This is a genomic window from Chromohalobacter canadensis (genome assembly GCF_029544075.1).
Lineage (GTDB): Bacteria > Pseudomonadota > Gammaproteobacteria > Pseudomonadales > Halomonadaceae > Chromohalobacter > Chromohalobacter canadensis_A.
Genome location: NZ_JAJQJH010000005.1, coordinates 1 through 16,315, shown reverse-complemented (window position 1 = coordinate 16,315; position 16,315 = coordinate 1). Strand labels below are relative to the sequence as shown.

Genomic DNA, 16,315 nt, shown 5'->3' with positions numbered 1-16,315 from the left:
TTCAACGATCCATAAGGAGAGGACGGTATGGGGGAGAGCGGAGAGCTGACTGCGTTTGCCGCCATGGCTAAATATGATTATTATACACACAATAATGCGGTGAATTGTGTGGTTAGTGGAGGCCTGATATGGCGACGTTACTAGAACGACCCGAAGAGGCGGTCTCTGCAACCGCCATGGCACGCAACTTCAGCACCCGGCTCAAGGAAATCTCTTCCAGACAGACTGAACGGCTGGTGATCTTCAAGGACAACCAGCCGGCAGCGGTGCTGATGAACGTCCAGGCCTACCAGGATCTCGTCGATGAACTCGAAGACCTGCGTATCGAAGCAGTAGCTCGGGACCGGCTAGCCAGCTATCAAGCCGATCAGGCCATCGCCCATGACGACATGCGTGCGCTCTTTGATCGGTCGAGTGAGTCGTGACTTGGCGCGTCATTTACCACCCAGACGTACAGCAAGACCTGACGCGACTGGGCTCGGCCGCTGCAACACGTATTCTGGATGTCATTGAAGCGCGAATCCGCGATGGCGAGCCAGAAAAGCTCGGGAAGCCGCTGCGAGGGACGCTAGCAGGTTGCCGGAGAATTCGTACTGGCAATACGCGCATCGTGTACAAGGTGGATGGAGAGGCCATCCAAGTGCTGATCGTGGCGGTCGGGGCGCGGCGAGATGAAGAGGTTTATAAACTCGCTGACCGACGGATTTGATATCCTCTCCGCCCAGCAACCGTGCCGACCTGCAACCGTCTCAACCCGCTATTCCGGATACCCGAATCAATATGACCGATTTTATTACCGATTCCACGCGCAATCGCCTTATCGAGGGCGTTCACGTCGCCGGCCAGGAGATCATGGCGATCTACCGTCGCGACTTCGCCATCGAAGAAAAGGCCGACGCCAGCCCGCTCACCGAGGCGGACATGGCCTCGCACCACGCCCTGGTCGGACTGCTGGAAGCCATTACCCCCAAGGTGCCGATTCTCTCCGAAGAATCCGCCGAGATCCGCTACGAGACTCGCCAAACATGGCAGCGTTACTGGTTGATCGACCCACTGGATGGCACCAAGGAATTCATCAGCCACAATGGTGAGTTCACGCTCAATGTCGCCCTGGTGGAAGACGGCGTGCCGGTGTTCGGCATCGTCCACGCGCCCGCGCTCGAAAGCGGCCCCGCGACCTGGTGGGGCCAGCACGGGCAGGGCGCCTGTAAGCGCGAGAACGGCGGTGACGACCAACCGATTCACGCCCGCGCATTGCCCGATCCCCAGGCCGAACCCTGGAAGATCATCGGCAGCCGCCGCCATGGCGCCGAAATCTTCGAAGCCTTCTGCCAGCGCCTGCCCGCGCATGAATGCGTCTCCATGGGCAGCTCGTTGAAGCTGTGCCTAGTCGCCGAAGGCAATGCCGATCTCTATCCGCGCCTCGCCCCCACCTCTGAATGGGACACCGCCGCCGCCCAGGCCGTCGTCACCGCCGCCGGTGGCCAAGTGCTCAATGTCGAGACCCTTGAACCGCTGCGCTGCAACCAGCAAGACAGCGTGCTCAACCCATTCTTCATCGTCTGCGGTCAGCGCGACCAACGCTGGGAAAACGCCCTGCGCGAGAGCGTCGCCTGACGAGGGGCAGAAGCTATGGCGCCTTGGCATCAGGCGTTGAAGCGTTTGGGGACATGTCTGGGCATTTTTATGTTCATAAGCGGAATGGCGCGACTTTTCCAGGCCGCACGCCCTGAAGCACAAGACCACGAGCAAGGAGCTGGTCGAGTCGTACATGAAGCTCCACAAGATTAAGCCGGGGATCACCGGGTGGGCTCAGGTTAATGGCTTTCGTGGCGGGACGGCTTCCATCGAGAAAATGGAAAAGCGGGTCGAGCACGATTTGTGGTACATCGACAACTGGTCGCTGTGGCTAGATCTGCGCATCATCGGCTTGGCGATCCTGCATGACTTCATACACAAGAATGCGTATTGAAGCGTCGTGTTGCATGCAGGCTGACGGGCACATTGGTATATTCACGAGCCGCTGACTTTGTCAGCGGCTTTTTCATGGAAGGCCCACATGATGTGGTCATGTCATGGCATGGCATGGCGCGTCACGGGGCTTGGTCGGCTGTTTTGGGGGGTGGAATGTTGCGTTTTCGCCTGTGGGAGCCTAGCTGTATCGGGCGGCGGTCTCCCGGTGTTCTTGTGGTCGTGGGGGTTGCGACCCTGTTGCTGTATGGACTGTTGCGCGTGCTGTGGCCTGGTGTTGGCAGTCTGGCGGGGACCGCTACGGCGTTATTGGGGTTGATTGCCGTCCTGACATGGGGGAAGGGCATACGCGGAACCGCGCCCTTGTGGCTGCTGCTGCTGTCGGTTGCCGTGCAGGTGCTGTCATGGGGGCTGGGGTATCTCCATCATCCCGAGTGGGTGTCGAGTAACCCGGAGGTCGACCGTCTGGCCAAGCTGTTCATCTTCATTGGCGTTGCCTGGTGGCTGGGCGGAAGCTCTCGCAACACGCTGCTGGTATGGGGATTGGCGGTTATCGGCTACCTCGTTGCCTCTTTCGTGGTCGGTGGCCTCGATGAATGGCGCAAAGGCTTGGAAGGCATGAGAACCGGCTTTGGCATACGCAATAACCAACACGGCTCGATGCTGTTTGGGGTGGCCTTGCTGGGGCTTGCGATCTTTGGCCGCCGTATCATGACAAGCGGCACGCGCTGGGTGCCGTGGCGCTGCGTGGGCTGGGCGCTGGCGCTGGGCATTTGCGTGGTTGCCATTGCCATCGGGCAGACGCGCGCGGTATGGCTGGCTCTGGCCGCTTCCCTCTCTGTGGCCGTGTTGCTTGTGCTGTTGTGGGCTAATGCGCGAGGCCTTGGCCGGCGCATGGTGCGCCCCCTCTTGGGCGGCCTCGCCGTGGGGCTGGTGCTCATCATGCTGGGGGGCGTATTCTTCGGGGACACGCTGAGCGAGCGCTTGGAAACGGAGTCCGGCGTCGTGGCGGAGTTGCTGCAGGGCGATCTGGAGTCGGTGCCCTATAGCAGCATCGGCATTCGTATTCATACCTGGGTGGCCGCGGGCGAATGGATCGCCGAGCGCCCTCTGGTCGGTTGGGGCGGCGAAGGGCGTGGCCTGGTGATCGACCATACGTCCTGGTTACCGGAGTCTGTGAAGGCGAACTTCGGCCATCTGCACAACTTTTTCCTGGAAGTCTGGGTGGCATATGGCTTGCTGGGGCTCGGTGTCATCGCGGCGCTGGCGTTCTGGATCGGCCGGGGCACCTGGCTGGCGTGGCGCACGGGTGTCATGCCGAACGACATGGCGCTGTTCGGGGCGGCGTTCTTCGTGTATTGGATGATCGTCAATCAGTTCGAATCCTATAACTCGTTTTGGACGGGGGTGTACGTGCATAACCTCATCGTGGGGGGGCTGGTCACGCATATTTGGCGCTGGCAGTTGGAAAGCGGCCGGCGGGTGCTGGCCTGGCCGGCGCGACGGAGCACGTAATGCGCACATTAGTGGTCGTGCGCTCCCTGAAGATGGGGGGCATGGAACGGGTGGCGGTCAATCTGGCCGATGCGTTTGCCGAGGCGGGGCACGAGAGTCATTTGGTGGCGCTGCGGCGAGTGGAGGATCCGTTGACCTCTTCCCACACCGGCGTGCGACAGCATCAGCTAGCGCTGAACCGCTGGACCCGGCTGACCGTCGTCGGGTTGCTCGCGGAGTTAGTGGCGCGCTGGTTGCTGAACCCCCTTCTTAAGCGGGCACTGTTCCTGGGTACGGGGCTGATGGGCGGCGTGGTGTTCCGTCTGTGGCTCAAGCGCTTTGAGCGTCGCTATGGTCGAGTGGATCGCATCGTCTTTCGGGGGATCGGCACCTTCGAACTCGTGTGGACGTTTCGCGATGAGCGCGCCTGCTACGTGCTGGAAAACATCTTCCATGCCAAGGGGCCTTGCTGGCGCCGGCGCTTGTTCGCGCGCTGCCTGTATCAGGGGCGGGAATTGGTAGCGGTCTCCCAGGGCGTGGCGGAAAGCGTCAAAAAGGCGATGCCCTTTTGGCGATTCGAGCCTGCTAGCTTACGGGTCATCCCCAATCCGTGCCCGATTCCGGCGATACGCGAGGCCATGCAGGAGTCCGAGCCGGATCTACCGGCGGGGCCGTATATCGTCAACGTGGCACGCTTGGTGCCCGCCAAGGATCACGCCTTGCTGCTGCGCGCCTATGCGCGCTCGGGCGTAACCTTGCCGCTGGTGCTGGTCGGGGACGGCCGGGAGCGCGAGCGCCTCGAGGCCCTGGCGGGGGAGCTGGGTATCGCCGAGCGGGTGGTCTTCGCGGGGCAGCGGCAGAACCCGTACCCGTGGATGCATCACGCGCGACTGTTCGTGCTCAGCTCGCGTTTCGAGGGTATGGGCATCGTGCTGTTCGAGGCACTGGCCTGCGGTACGCCGGTGCTGAGCGTGGATTGCCCCGGCGGCATTCGCAGCATTCTCAAGGGCGGGCTCGAGGACAGTGTCGTTCCCCATGACGAGGAAAGCCTGGCGCGCGGCTTGCAAGCCGCGTTGGAGGGGGAGACGCCGCCGGTGCAGGAGTCGTGGCTGGATGACTTCAAGCCCGAGACGGTGGCCGCACGCTTCATGCATAGACCCGATGCGGATTAAGCGTTTTTTTCGACATTATATAAGACATTATTACTACGCTCCTCATGCGTTAATTGCTATCATGCTAACTATTAAGACAGCATGATGCATATAACGAGGCACGACGCATGGAACATGGGCAACCGTATCTTATCTGCCGTTTGCCGCGACGGCATAAGCGAAGCGCATCTTCTTTTCTCACGGTTAGGCTGGGAGGTGGGGCATGAAGTCTTTGCTACTTGGTGAGCATCGGTTGCCCACCCCGCCCGCAGGCGACCCCGCCTTCGCCCCCTTGGAAGACCCCCGCATGTACTGGCCGGTACAGCGGGCGCGCTTGGCAAAAACGGTGAGGGAGGTCGCTCAATCCCTGGGCGTGCCCGTAGAGTGTGGTTTGCTTCGCTTGTGGCAATATAATCTGCCGGGTGCCGCTTGGGTCGAGCATATTGGTTTACCGCGCCGTGCCGTTGAATTAACGCTTGGCGATCAGTTGATCTTGCACGTGAACCCGAATGACTTGGTTCGCGCTACTCACTGGCAAGGCTGGCCCCATAAGTATCGCCCGAATTCCTCGGCGTTCATTTGGGATGGTGAGTGGGATCTACGGCGCGGCGATCTGCGCCAGGGTTCTCGAGCGCGTTTCATTGCGGATATCGATGCCCATCGTGACGATCTCTCGCAGTCGGAAGCCTTCGCCAAGTACATGGCACGCTTGAAGGCCGGCAAGCCCTGGTCGTCGCATCAGCAAGGTATCCTGCTGGATAGCGAGGCCCGCATACTGACCTTCCTGCGCGTCTACCTGAGTTTTATGGACGACATGGCCGTGCGAGGCTTCGACTCCACACGTGGGAAAGACATGCTGGGCGTGGCTGTCACACGTGAAGGGCGGCTTCTCAAGATCAACCGGGGCCTGCATCGCTTGGCCATGGCGCAGCATATCGGCTTGCCTTCCGTGCCGGTACTCGTCAAGGCCGTGCATCGAGAGTGGTGGCAGCGCGTGACCCAGGGCGCCCGCGGCAAGCATGCCTTGGAGCTAGTGAAGGAGAGCCTTGCCAACTGTACCCCTGAAACAACGGTTTCCTAGCGATATGAGTCGATTAACACTGCCGGTTACTGAATATCGAGTCGAAACATGCAGATCAATACGATAACCCTCCCTGAGAGCATGGCCTTGGAAAGACTCTCGAGCCTCCGCAGTAGCCTGGAAGAGGACGAGAAGCCCTTTTTCGATGCCAAGACGGTCTTTTACGACGTGTTCGTCGATAAGCAGGCCGGTTGCCTGGTGGCCGTGGGACCACCGGCGCTGAACCTGGAAAGCTACCTGCAGCGGCTCGTGCTTCGCGTCAATGGCACCGCCACCCGGTTTCAACTTCACGAGTATGGCGAGTACAAGCTGTCGATCCTGAAGGCGTCCATTCCCGAGGGCGACGAGTACGATGTCGCGTTCGCGTTTCCGGATTTCACACAGACGTTCAAGTTGACGGCCCTCGATCTACCAGAGCGTAAGCGTGTGCTGGCTGCCATCTCGAAGAACAACGATATCGGGTGGATAACGTATTGGGTCGACTTCTACAAAAGCCGCTACGGCGTCGAGGATGTCTACCTTTACGACAACGGCAGCGACAACGTCGTCGAGCTGGAGCAGTCCCTGGCGGGCAAGGCCCATGTCATTCGCTGGAACTTTCCCTTCGGCCCATCTGGCAAGACGGTGAACATGTTCGCCCAGGTCGGGGCGCTCAATCACTGCCTGCACCGTTTCGCCAAACATGGCGTGCTGTTCAATTTCGATATCGACGAGTTGCTGACCGCGGATCGTGCGGCTATCGATGTGCGTTTGCGGAAGAAAGGCCTCGTCTATTTCAACAGCTTTCTCGTGCCGTACCGGGACCCCGGCAAGGCGCGATTCACGCACGCGGACTTCCTTTACCGCTCGCCGAAGGTGAAGGAGACCGCGCGCAAGTTCGTGTGCCGGGCGGATGCCGTCGATGTGATTTCCTACCACAACACCTGGTCGTGGTGGCGGGTCCCGCTCGTGAACAAGCTGCGTCGCAACAAGCCGGAGAAACTACTGTTGGAGGGTGGGTACTTCCTGCACTTCATGGGCATCAGCAACAAGCAGGAGCCCGGGATTCAGCGGTTCAAGGAAGAGTCGGTGGAAGGCCTCGTGTATGATGACGCGCATGTCATGACGCCGCAGACGGCGCGCGTGGGAAGCAGAAACAAGACAACAGCATGAAGCGTTACTCTCTTGTGTACCCGAAAGCAGACCCGGCGTCGAGGATGTATCCGTGGCATTGCTCGGATTGAAGGCGCAATATATTATGTCATGCATTAGAATTGTTTGATTTTATAGGAATGCTGGGATTTCTTGATGAGCGTGATGATTCAGCCGGTTGTTATACCTAATAGGGTTGATATAGAAAGAGCCCCAAACGGTAAAGATCGTGTTTCCGAAGAGGAATTACGGTTTTTTGATAAGAAAACCGTTTTTTATGACCTCTTCACGGATCCAGCCAAAGAAGATGTCTTGGTCGGCCTTGGGCCACCACTCCTTAACCTTGCGTCTCGCCTTGATGGGATGAGGCTGGTTGTCGATGGTAAAAAGGTCCCGTATAAATGGCGTGACCACTCGGAACTCAAGCAGTCGGTTTTGAAGGCAAGGCTGCCTGTGCGTCATTCTTGGCATGGCGCCATGGCTGTCGAATTGCAATTTAACGAGTTCTCGGTGACGGTGGATGTTGGGGAGCGTGGAGCGCAAGGCAGGAAGGTCTTAGCCGCGATATCCAAGGACAACAAGGTGTCATGGGTCTCTGAGTGGGTGGATCATTACAGAGAGAATTTTGATATCGATGATGTGTTCGTCTATGACAACGGCAGTCGCAATCGAGGCGAGTTGAAAGAGGCCTTGAAAGGGCGAGCGCACGTCGTGGATTGGGATTTCCCGTACGGACCGCCGGGGAAGACCCATAATAAATTCGCTCAGGCTGGAGCGTTGAATCACTGCCTGACTCGCTATGCAAGACGTGGGATTCTTTATAATTTCGATATCGACGAGCTCTTGATATCCAATAAAGAGAAGCTTGCGTCTGAACTGGCTGGCAAAGGGGTGGTCTATTTCAATAGCTATAATGTGCCGTTCGTGAAGCCGGCAAGTGAGAATTATACCCACAAGGATTTTGTGTACCGCTTTCCGGAGCTCAAGACGACGGCGAGAAAGTTCGTTTGCAAGGAAGACAAGGTGGATGTCATCTCGCAGCACGCCACATGGAAGCGATCTTCCATTTTTCTGGGCGGCCGGATGAGGCGCAACAAGCCAGATACTTGCGTCAGTCCATCCTCGTATTTTTTGCATTTCTTGGGTATCACCACGAATTGGCAGCCACGTTTGAACAAGCTCGAAGAAGTGGGCACGGAGGGGCTGGTGCAAGACGAAAGTCATATCCCTATGATGCCGGGGCCGAAGCATGAAGGAACGGAAGCCATGGCGAAGGGGCTGGCCGGTGAGCGGTGACCACACGTCGTTTCTATTCGTATCCGACCACCTGGGTGGTGGCGGTGCGCCGATCTCGATCCTGAACCTGGCCAGGGCGCTGGCAGGGCGCGGCCATGACGTCACCATCGCCGTGCTCAGCGACAAGGTATGGCATGACATACCCGAAGGCGTGACGGTCAAGACGCTTCCCTTCCAGTATGCGAACGCCTGGCAAAAGCTGCGGCGCTTTCGCTTGCACGCCGAGAAACTCGATGCCTGGTTGCGTGACGAGGCGAGAAGCTACGACGTCATCATCGCGAACCTGTATTACGCGCACCGGGTCGTCACCGAGTCCTCGCTGGCGGCGCGGGCGTGGCTGTGCATTCGCACCGACCCCACGGAGGCCTTACTGGGCAAGCGTGGCTCACGGGCCAAGGCGGTACGCAAGATCCGCAAGCTCTACGGCGGCCGGCGGGTCATCGCCATTTCCCACGGTATCCTGGCATCGCTGGATGCCCACGGAGCGACGCCGGCTCATGGCGAGGTGATTCACAACATCATCGACGCGGATGACATCGAGCGTCGCATGTACCAGGACGTCGAGGTGAGCGACTATATCGTTAGCGTGGGGCGCCTGGGGCTGCGGCAGAAGCGCTACGACCGCCTGCTGCGCGCCTACAAGGCGAGCGGCATCGCCCAGAAGCTGGTCTTCGTCGGCGAGGGGGAATTGGAAAACGCCCAGGCGCTGGTCCGTGAGCTGGGGCTCGAGTCGCGCGTGATGTTCCTCGGCCAGAAGGCCAATCCTTATCCCTACATTCGCCACGCCGACCTGCTGGTACTGGCCTCCGACTACGAGGGCTTCGGCCGTGTGATCGCGGAGTCGCTGATCTGCGGCACGCCGGTGGTGAGTACCGATTGCCCCTCGGGGCCGCGGGATATCCTGACGGGGGAGCTGGCGAATTATCTGGTGGCCTGCGACGACGAAGCCGCCCTGGCCGAGAAGATCGCCAGCGCCGTCGCGGCACCGCCACGTATCGACCCGAGCCATTACCGGGGCTTCTCACCTAGCGCCATCGCCGAACGCTACGAGGCGCTGCCATGAGTTTCTTATAACGCGCGATGAGGCGCGATGCGTCGCCATGAGTCCCAGTAGGTCATGATCGAAAAAGCCCCGAACCGGGGCTTTTTTGATTTTACGGCGTCTAATGCTTGTTGCGCCCTAGGGCTGCGCGCACGTATTTCGAGATGCCACGCAACAACTGCTTGTGGTCCCCGGTCTTGAAGGCGTACTTCACGGTGTCGGCGAGCAGCGCGAAGGGGATGCGGCAGCCGTTCTTGAACAGGACCTCGAGCTGCTTGTAGCGACGCACCGACAGCAACCGTTCCCGTTCCGCAGGGGGCAACTGGCGACGAAGTTCGGCTTCTTCTTCGTCGATGATCGCGTAGATGCGGTCGATCTCGTCGCATGCGAACCGCTTCTTGGAGAGCCGGAAGCCAGGGTGTACCCGATAATTGAAGAGGGGCTGCGGTATCGAGCCGATGGCGGCGCCGTGACTGAGCGCTCGTGTCACCAGCATGAGATCTTCGCGGTAGGCCAGCGATTCGTTGAAGCCGCCTATGCGCTGGAAGAATGCCCGCTCGATCATGATGGTGGGCGCATGCGGGGAGGGATCGCCGAAGAGCACATCCTGGGCGCATGTCAGGGGTGGCTGGATGGCACTCGCCGGTTGCGTCTCGCCGTCCGTGTCGAACCGGTCGAAGGAGCAGATGCTGATGTTCAGCTTGTGGTCCAGCATGTGCTGCAACTGATGAGCGACCTTGTGCTCGTAATACAGATCATCATCGTCCAGAAAGGTGACGTACTCGCCCCGGGCCAGCTCGACGCCCCGGTTGCGCGTCGCGGAGACGCCGACATTGGCGGGGTTCGCCGAGTAGCGCACGTTGGGCCCCAGAAAGGGGGCGACCTGCTCGTGCGTCGCCAACTGGTTTGCGGAGCCTTCGCCGTTGTCGTCGACCAGTATCGTCTCGACCCGGGGATGCGTCTGAGCGATGACGCTGCGCAGTGCCGCCTCGATGAAATGGGAGCGCCCATGCATGGGAATGATAACGGAGACAAGCGGCACATCGGTCATAGTAGAGGGCGGGGGTCATAGGGAAAGCGGGTCGGTGATGTCGGTGTGAAGCCGGATGGTAGCATGGCGGCTTCTCCGGTTTGTATGACGCCTGCCATTTTTCCGCCGGCCCGGCCAGCGCCTCCGGACAAGCACCGCCAGCCTCATCGCCACGACGCCTTATCTCTACGACGGGCCTCTCAGCCCCGAATCATCGGCGATGTACGCCCCCAGAATTTTGTAACGACAGCGATAGCTATATAGGGTGTGTGTTCATTGCGTGTCGAACGTCGATGCCGGCGATGGGGCTCGGCGCCTCGACAACGCCTGACAATCTGACACACAACTTCAATATTATGGGGTGATCGAATTGAGCAACCAGCTACTGACCGGGCGCAGCTCCCTGATGTTCAGCACGGCACTGGCCGCTTTGTTTCTGGCAGCGCCTTCCTTGTCGGCCAGTGAGGCCGAGCAGGAAGAGTCGACCAACAAGAGCGGGCCGGAAACCATCGCCAACCAGTTCGTGTTCGGCTCCGGCGAGGAGTGTCCTCATGAGCCATACTGCCTGCCCGCGCTCGAGGAAGAGTACGGCTTGCACTTCGCCGACTTCGTGGTCACCGACCCCGGTGGGCCGCGCACGCGAGAGGCGCTCTTGAACGGAGACATCCAGATCGGCGTGCTCTTCACCACCAATGGGTATCTTGCCACTGACCGCTTCGTCCTGCTGGAGGACGATCGTAACGCCCAGCCGGCGGAAAACGTCATTCCGGTGGCCCATCAGTCCATCGGCGACGCCTACCCCGAGCTCGGTGAGGTGCTCAATCCGCTCAGCGCCGCCCTGACGACCCCGGAACTTACCGAGATGAATCGACGCTTCGCGCTCGACGGGGTGGAGGCGGAAACCATCGCCCGGGAGTGGCTTAAGGAACATGGAGCGTCCGCGCCTTCGGAGAGTGCGCCGAAAAAAGAGGGCCCCACCATCGTGGTCGGCTCCGGTAACTTCGCCGAGAGCATCATCCTGGCGGAAATGTATCGCCAGGCGCTCGACCAGGCGGGATACCCCACCCGGCATCGCCAGGAAATCGGCAACCGCGCCACCTATCTGCCCCTGCTCGAAAGTGGCGAGATCGACCTGTTCCCGGAATACACCGGCAGCTTGGGTGGTTGGCTGAACACGCTCGCCGACACGAGCGGACAACCCCTGTCGGCATTGCTGCCCGAACGCGACCTGGTGGGCTTCGAGCCAGCGCCTGCGGAAGATAAGAACGGCTTCGTGGTCACCGCCGAGACCGCGCAGCGCTACGATCTCGAAAAGATCAGCGATCTGGCGAAGCCCGCTCCCTGAAGTTTGCTTCTTGGAGTTTGCTTCCTGAAGCTTGCATGATGGAAACGCTGAACGTGAACGGCCCCTTTCGGGGCCGTTGTTGTTTGTGGCCGGGGCATGAGCGCGCCCATGCTGGGATGGCGAGGCTTTTCATCTTCCGGTTGGTGCGCTTTGGCGTCACGATAGGGCGTTGTGCAAAGCGAAATGGGGCTCGGCATTGATGTTTAAACGTATTCTGGTGGTGTGTACGGGCAATATCTGTCGTAGCCCGGTGGCGGCGGCGCTGTTACAGCGGCAGTACCCTGATCGGATGATCGCTACGGCGGGCCTTGGCGCGCGCGTGGGAGAGGGCGTCGAGACGCATTCCCGCGCATTGGCGGAGGTCGAAAAGCCGGAGCTCGCCAATGCGCTCAAGGCGCATAAGGCACGCCAGATCGATGAAACGATGCTGCGCGAAGCGGACTTGGTCTTGGTAATGACGGAACGCCAACGCCGCGCGGTGGGGGAGCTGTTACCCTCGGCGTTCGGCAAGACCATGCTGTTCGGGCGTTGGCTGGCCAACCCTGAGATTTCCGACCCCTACGGCAAGAGCGATGAAGCGTTCACGCACGTGCATCGGCAATTGGTCAACGCGGCCGAGGCGTGGGCGGGGAAGTTGTAGGTTGGTATTGAGAAATTATACGTATTGAACAGTGCAGTGACGCGTAAATGCTGACGGCCCCTTTTGGGGCCGTTTGCGTTTGTGAGGCAAGCTTGTCGCTGCGTTAGCCGTCGGCCATGAGGTCGTCGTCGAGTTCGAAGGCGGTAAGGGTGCCAATGGCGTCGTTTTTGCGGTTGCCGTACCCGGTCAGCGAGGCTTGCGGTGGACGCTGGAGGGTGCGTATCGCAGGGGTATCGGTGGCCTGGCCGGTGTTTTCGAAGGTGCAGTCGCGGAAGGTCAGGTAGTTGCTCTCATTGGCCATGAAGACCCCGGGCGCGGCATCGAGGGTGATCATGTAGCCGTGCTGGGCGAGGTCTTTCTTGAAACGGCACCGCTCGAAGCGCACTACATGCCGTGAATTGCGTTTGTCGCTGTTGTGCAGGTAGAGATGCCCGCCGCCGGGAGTGAAGTCGAACTGGCAGTGGCGGTAACGGTGATGCTGCGTGGTGTCGAAGATATCGAAGCGTGGCACACCGTCGCCGAGCCGGCAGGCGTCTACGTCGAGCGCGTTGAAGGCTTTGACCCAGCCAGAGGGGATCTCGCAGTCGTGCAGGCTGATGTGCTCGGCCGGCACATGAAAGAGCCGTGCCCGCGTAGCGCTCAGCGTGAAGTTGCGCAGGTGTGATTGGCCGATGAGCTTGAAGCCTACGGCGGCGGGCTCGTCGGTGTCGCCATATCGACTCTGGAAGTTGGCGAGATGCAGCTCGCCTTTGAAGTTACCTGCGGCAACGACCGACGCGTAGCTGGCCCTGATGCTCTCATAGCGGCGCGGATGGAAAGTTTGCCAGGTTTCGTCGATATCGCGGATATCGATATGTCCATCGCCTCTGAGCAATAGGGAGCTGCTACTGCGTTGGGCACCGCGTAGCACCGTGGTGAAGCGCTGGCCAGTGAGATGGCTGGCTGCGAGATCCATTTCGATACAAAGCCCCCTGTCGACATCGCGTGACAAGCAGTCGTCGACAATATGACGCACGGGTGTGACATTTAGGTCTTTGAGGTAAAAGCCGATGTTGGTGGTCTCGGCGATGCAGCCACGCACCGTAAAATGCCCAATACCCAGCGACGGGACGCGTCCGGTGGTGGCGACGAAGCCAGAATGCGTCGTATCGCGTGAGCGACAATTGATGAAGCGTACCTCGTCGCTATGTTCGGCCCAGTAACCGGTGTTGAATTCGGCGTTACCGTAATCGACGCTAGCGTGATGGCCGTTTTCGGCGAGGCAGTCGATGAAGTCGATGCGCTCGCTGAGCATGTACGCCGGGCTACTGCCATAGGTGTCGGAGACGAAGCCGATGCGCGTGAAATCACGTGCTTGGCAGCGTTCGACGAGGCCATCGCGGGAGTCGGCGATGAAGAAACCGTCCCCAGAGTTACCGCGTGCATGCTCAGCAACGACATCGCGAAGCACGAAATTTCGTGCTCCAACGCGGATACAGGCGAGAGGGGAACGGCGGCAGATGACGTCGTGGACGGTGACGTCTTGGCCAATGAGGTCCAGGGGTAGACAGCCGGTAAAGGCGTCGTAGTTGGAGACGCTCCAGCGCTCGGGATCGTCGCTGACATTACCATCCAGGGTCATGCCAGAGAGAGTGGTGCCATCATCAACCTCAACCAGTGCACCGTAAGTGTCGCTGGTATAACGAATGGTTGTTCGATTGATGCCTGCCCCGTTCACGCGGATGCCCTTGAAGCGTAACCCTGTACCCGAAGAGGCGAAATCACCCTCGGGAAAGACGACATCGCGCTGCTGGGCGTTGGCGGATTTGGCAAGTTGCCTTAAGGCGAGATACTGGTCGCTGCCATCCCCGCGCGCGCCGAACATGCCGGGCGTGAGCGTGTCGTCGAGGCGTCTTAGAAAGCGTCCGTCGGCTTGGTCATGGGCACGAAAACAGGTGCCGCCGTCGGCCTCGCGTCGCTCATGGACGTACCAGACGAAGCTCCCTCCACCGAGTGTTTCCCCCGCATGGTAACCGACAACCTGAATACGTTGCCCATCTTGAAGGCGGGCAACGTCCAGTGCCTGCATATCGGCGATGGAGTCGACATGCAGCGTCTCTGCTCCCTCCTGCGTTGTTTTTCCCTCTTTGTCTCTTTTTTCCATATCTGCCGCGTGTTTTTCCATGCCGGCCGTGTGAGTCGGCAATAGACCGGAGGCGGTCAGTACAGCGCCACCCTGGAGTAGTCGAGCCAAGAGTCGTCTTCTCGAAGTATTCATTTTCCCCTCCGAAATAATTGCCTAGCATAGCTTGAATTTTGTTGGGTGATGAGGTGAGAGTTTTCCTTACTGGAGGTGTATTTTTATCATTTTAATTACCTTCCAATGTTCATGGTGAGCGCAAGTAGAGTGCGCAATGAGTAGCGTTAATCTTATTGTATGGATCCTTTTGGTGTCGATTTGCTATGGCGGTGTAAGTGTAAAGTGCGACTGGGTTTTGACGTACGATTTTGGCGCTTCTGCGCATGAATAATATAGGGTTCCTTAATCACTAAAACCGTCTAGCTGCATAGAAGAACAATTCGTAACTTGTTTGGCGAAAACCCGGTTTTTATGCGCCTTTGAACGGGCGATACGGGACACTGGAAAGGTGGCGTCAATCATGTTCAATAAGCATAAAGTGTTCGAGCAACTGGAGCGTTCGGCGTGGGGAGGGAGTGAGTCGGTAGTGCCGAGCGGCAAGGCATTCGATACGCGTTATGAGCGTCGCCACTCACGTTGGTACGAGCAGTGCCTGATGGGCATGCCGTTCCACTTCGTCGTGGGGCTGCCGGCGGTCTTGATGGTGCCGCTACTGATGATGCACGGCGGAGGCTTCTGGCGTGACATGGCCCCGGAACTTGCCATCACGTTATGGGCGGTGGGTGCGGCGTTTCTAGTGACGCTGTTCGTTTTGCACCGCATGACACGTTTTCCCGGTACGCAGGCGTCGATGTATGTCGTGCCGCTGGTCAGTGTGGTGTTCGCGGCGACTTGGGCACTGTTACTCGGCGCCGAGCGTTTTGATGAGGGCGTGTTGTGGGGCGGTTACGCCGCAAGCCTACTGTGGTTTTTCCTCGGCTACGCGTGGGTGCAGCGGTTTAGGCGTCCGCGGTTTGCTGTGGTGCCGTTGGGCGAGGCGCGTCACCTGGTCGAGACCGAGGGGAGCGGGTTGTATCGACTCGAAGTGCCGCGCCTGGGGGCGCAGCGTATCGACGGTATCGTCGCGGATCTGCGTAGCGACGCATTCAACCAAGAGTGGGTGCGCTTTCTGGCCAAGTGCACGCTGAACGGCATTCCGGTGTATCAGATCAGGCAGATCGACGAGTCGCGTACCGGACGCGTCAGGCTCGAGCACCTGGCGGATACGGAGCTGACTTCGTTGTTGCCGTCGCCGCTTTATAGCACTTGCAAGCGCGGCCTGGATTTGTGCGGTGCCTTGCTGCTGTTGCCGCTGCTGGCGCCCATCATGCTGGCCACGGCCTGGGCCATTCGCCATGACAGTCCCGGCCCGGCGATGTTCGTGCAATGGCGCATGGGCCATCGCGGGATGCCGTTTCGTATCTACAAGTTCCGCAGTATGTATAGCGAAGGCGAGGGAAAGGGGTTTACGTCCGGCGAGGACGATCCACGTATCACGCCCGTGGGCAAGGTCATTCGCAAGTACCGCCTGGATGAGCTGCCGCAGCTACTCAATGTGCTCAAAGGGGACATGAGCTTCATTGGCCCGCGCCCGGAGTCCATGAATCTCTCGCAGTGGTACGAGAAGGATGTGCCGTTTTTCAGTTACCGCCATGTCGTCAAGCCGGGAATTTCAGGCTGGGCTCAGGTCGAGCAGGGCTACGCGGCGGAAGTCGATGGCATGACCGTCAAACTGCAGTACGACTTCTATTACATCAAGCATTTCTCGCTGTGGCTCGACGTGCTGATTCTACTGCGCACCCTGAAGACGGTCACGACTGGGTTTGGGGCGCGCTGAGGCGTGCTCTCGTTGAATTGAGTCATTGTGTGTCGCCCCTGTCTGAGTACGGGGGTGTTTTATTCCTGAATTCAACCAATAAGCGCAGCACCTGCGGTATCCAGGGCGCCGGAGTATTCCCCCAGAAACACCTGTGCCG

General features: G+C 59.5%; 15 protein-coding genes. 13 read left to right on the top strand and 2 right to left on the bottom strand.

The window, feature by feature from the left end:
• Nucleotides 1-128: 128 nt before the first annotated feature.
• The 10 genes from LUN51_RS08605 to LUN51_RS08560 all read left to right on the top strand — a co-directional run bounded on the left by LUN51_RS08605 (nt 129) and on the right by LUN51_RS08560 (nt 9,187).
• Complete coding sequence (locus LUN51_RS08605; protein ID WP_040243589.1) at nt 129-425, top strand: Phd-YefM; 297 nt, start codon at nt 129-131, stop codon at nt 423-425.
• Complete coding sequence (locus tag LUN51_RS08600) at nt 422-709, top strand: type II toxin-antitoxin system RelE family toxin (RefSeq protein ID WP_277810935.1); 288 nt, start codon at nt 422-424, stop codon at nt 707-709. The genes LUN51_RS08605 and LUN51_RS08600 overlap by 4 nt, the downstream gene beginning before the upstream one ends.
• Nucleotides 710-780: 71 nt before the next feature.
• Nucleotides 781-1,617, top strand: a complete 837-nt coding sequence (gene cysQ / locus LUN51_RS08595) for a 3'(2'),5'-bisphosphate nucleotidase CysQ (RefSeq protein ID WP_040243585.1) — start codon at nt 781-783, stop codon at nt 1,615-1,617.
• A gap of 112 nt (nt 1,618-1,729) precedes the next feature.
• A complete protein-coding gene (locus LUN51_RS08590) occupies nt 1,730-1,972 on the top strand; it encodes a sugar transferase (protein WP_343311318.1) in 243 nt (80 codons plus the stop codon).
• Nucleotides 1,973-2,127: 155 nt separating this feature from the next.
• Complete coding sequence (locus LUN51_RS08585; protein ID WP_277810934.1) at nt 2,128-3,486, top strand: O-antigen ligase family protein; 1,359 nt, start codon at nt 2,128-2,130, stop codon at nt 3,484-3,486.
• Nucleotides 3,486-4,637, top strand: a complete 1,152-nt coding sequence (locus LUN51_RS08580; protein WP_277810933.1) for a glycosyltransferase — start codon at nt 3,486-3,488, stop codon at nt 4,635-4,637. Before LUN51_RS08585 ends, LUN51_RS08580 begins: the two co-directional genes overlap by 1 nt.
• A gap of 202 nt (nt 4,638-4,839) precedes the next feature.
• The gene (locus LUN51_RS08575; protein ID WP_277810932.1) at nt 4,840-5,697 is read left to right on the top strand and encodes a hypothetical protein; all 858 of its coding nucleotides are present in this window, start codon (nt 4,840-4,842) and stop codon (nt 5,695-5,697) included.
• A 48-nt stretch (nt 5,698-5,745) separates the two neighbouring features.
• Nucleotides 5,746-6,849: a glycosyltransferase family 92 protein gene (locus LUN51_RS08570; RefSeq protein WP_277810931.1), complete on the top strand. Its 1,104-nt coding sequence runs from the start codon at nt 5,746-5,748 to the stop codon at nt 6,847-6,849.
• Between the two features lie 135 nt (nt 6,850-6,984).
• Nucleotides 6,985-8,124: a glycosyltransferase family 2 protein gene (locus LUN51_RS08565; RefSeq protein WP_277810930.1), complete on the top strand. Its 1,140-nt coding sequence runs from the start codon at nt 6,985-6,987 to the stop codon at nt 8,122-8,124.
• Complete coding sequence (locus LUN51_RS08560; protein WP_277810929.1) at nt 8,114-9,187, top strand: glycosyltransferase; 1,074 nt, start codon at nt 8,114-8,116, stop codon at nt 9,185-9,187. The genes LUN51_RS08565 and LUN51_RS08560 overlap by 11 nt, the downstream gene beginning before the upstream one ends.
• Before the next feature lie 100 nt (nt 9,188-9,287).
• On the opposite strand, the gene LUN51_RS08555 is transcribed toward LUN51_RS08560, so the two are convergent.
• Nucleotides 9,288-10,217: a glycosyltransferase family 2 protein gene (locus LUN51_RS08555; RefSeq protein ID WP_277810928.1), complete on the bottom strand. Its 930-nt coding sequence runs from the start codon at nt 10,215-10,217 to the stop codon at nt 9,288-9,290.
• Nucleotides 10,218-10,566: 349 nt separating this feature from the next.
• Here LUN51_RS08555 and LUN51_RS08550 point away from each other — a divergent pair, with 349 nt between their 5' ends.
• The gene (locus LUN51_RS08550) at nt 10,567-11,541 is read left to right on the top strand and encodes a glycine betaine ABC transporter substrate-binding protein (protein WP_277810927.1); all 975 of its coding nucleotides are present in this window, start codon (nt 10,567-10,569) and stop codon (nt 11,539-11,541) included.
• Nucleotides 11,542-11,740: 199 nt separating this feature from the next.
• Nucleotides 11,741-12,181, top strand: coding sequence for a low molecular weight protein-tyrosine-phosphatase (locus LUN51_RS08545; RefSeq protein ID WP_277810926.1), 441 nt, complete (start codon nt 11,741-11,743; stop codon nt 12,179-12,181).
• Between the two features lie 103 nt (nt 12,182-12,284).
• Here LUN51_RS08545 and LUN51_RS08540 read toward each other — a convergent pair whose 3' ends face one another.
• Nucleotides 12,285-14,414 (bottom strand): hypothetical protein, encoded by a 2,130-nt coding sequence (locus LUN51_RS08540; protein WP_277810925.1) that lies wholly within the window; start codon nt 14,412-14,414, stop codon nt 12,285-12,287.
• A gap of 406 nt (nt 14,415-14,820) precedes the next feature.
• Here LUN51_RS08540 and LUN51_RS08535 point away from each other — a divergent pair, with 406 nt between their 5' ends.
• Complete coding sequence (locus tag LUN51_RS08535) at nt 14,821-16,176, top strand: exopolysaccharide biosynthesis polyprenyl glycosylphosphotransferase (protein ID WP_277810924.1); 1,356 nt, start codon at nt 14,821-14,823, stop codon at nt 16,174-16,176.
• The last annotated feature ends 139 nt before the right edge of the window (nt 16,177-16,315 follow it).

Excerpts from the sequence above, each read along its gene's own strand:
- LUN51_RS08545 (WP_277810926.1), top strand. The coding sequence starts at position 11,741 with ATGTTTAAACGTATTCTGGTGGTGTGTACGGGCAATATCTGTCGTAGC.
- LUN51_RS08575 (WP_277810932.1), top strand. The coding sequence starts at position 4,840 with ATGAAGTCTTTGCTACTTGGTGAGCATCGGTTGCCCACCCCGCCCGCA.
- LUN51_RS08605 (WP_040243589.1), top strand. The coding sequence starts at position 129 with ATGGCGACGTTACTAGAACGACCCGAAGAGGCGGTCTCTGCAACCGCC.
- LUN51_RS08585 (WP_277810934.1), top strand. The coding sequence starts at position 2,128 with ATGTTGCGTTTTCGCCTGTGGGAGCCTAGCTGTATCGGGCGGCGGTCT.
- LUN51_RS08565 (WP_277810930.1), top strand. The coding sequence starts at position 6,985 with ATGAGCGTGATGATTCAGCCGGTTGTTATACCTAATAGGGTTGATATA.
- LUN51_RS08535 (WP_277810924.1), top strand. The coding sequence starts at position 14,821 with ATGTTCAATAAGCATAAAGTGTTCGAGCAACTGGAGCGTTCGGCGTGG.
- LUN51_RS08580 (WP_277810933.1), top strand. The coding sequence starts at position 3,486 with ATGCGCACATTAGTGGTCGTGCGCTCCCTGAAGATGGGGGGCATGGAA.
- LUN51_RS08555 (WP_277810928.1), bottom strand. The coding sequence starts at position 10,217 with ATGACCGATGTGCCGCTTGTCTCCGTTATCATTCCCATGCATGGGCGC.
- cysQ (WP_040243585.1), top strand. The coding sequence starts at position 781 with ATGACCGATTTTATTACCGATTCCACGCGCAATCGCCTTATCGAGGGC.
- LUN51_RS08570 (WP_277810931.1), top strand. The coding sequence starts at position 5,746 with ATGCAGATCAATACGATAACCCTCCCTGAGAGCATGGCCTTGGAAAGA.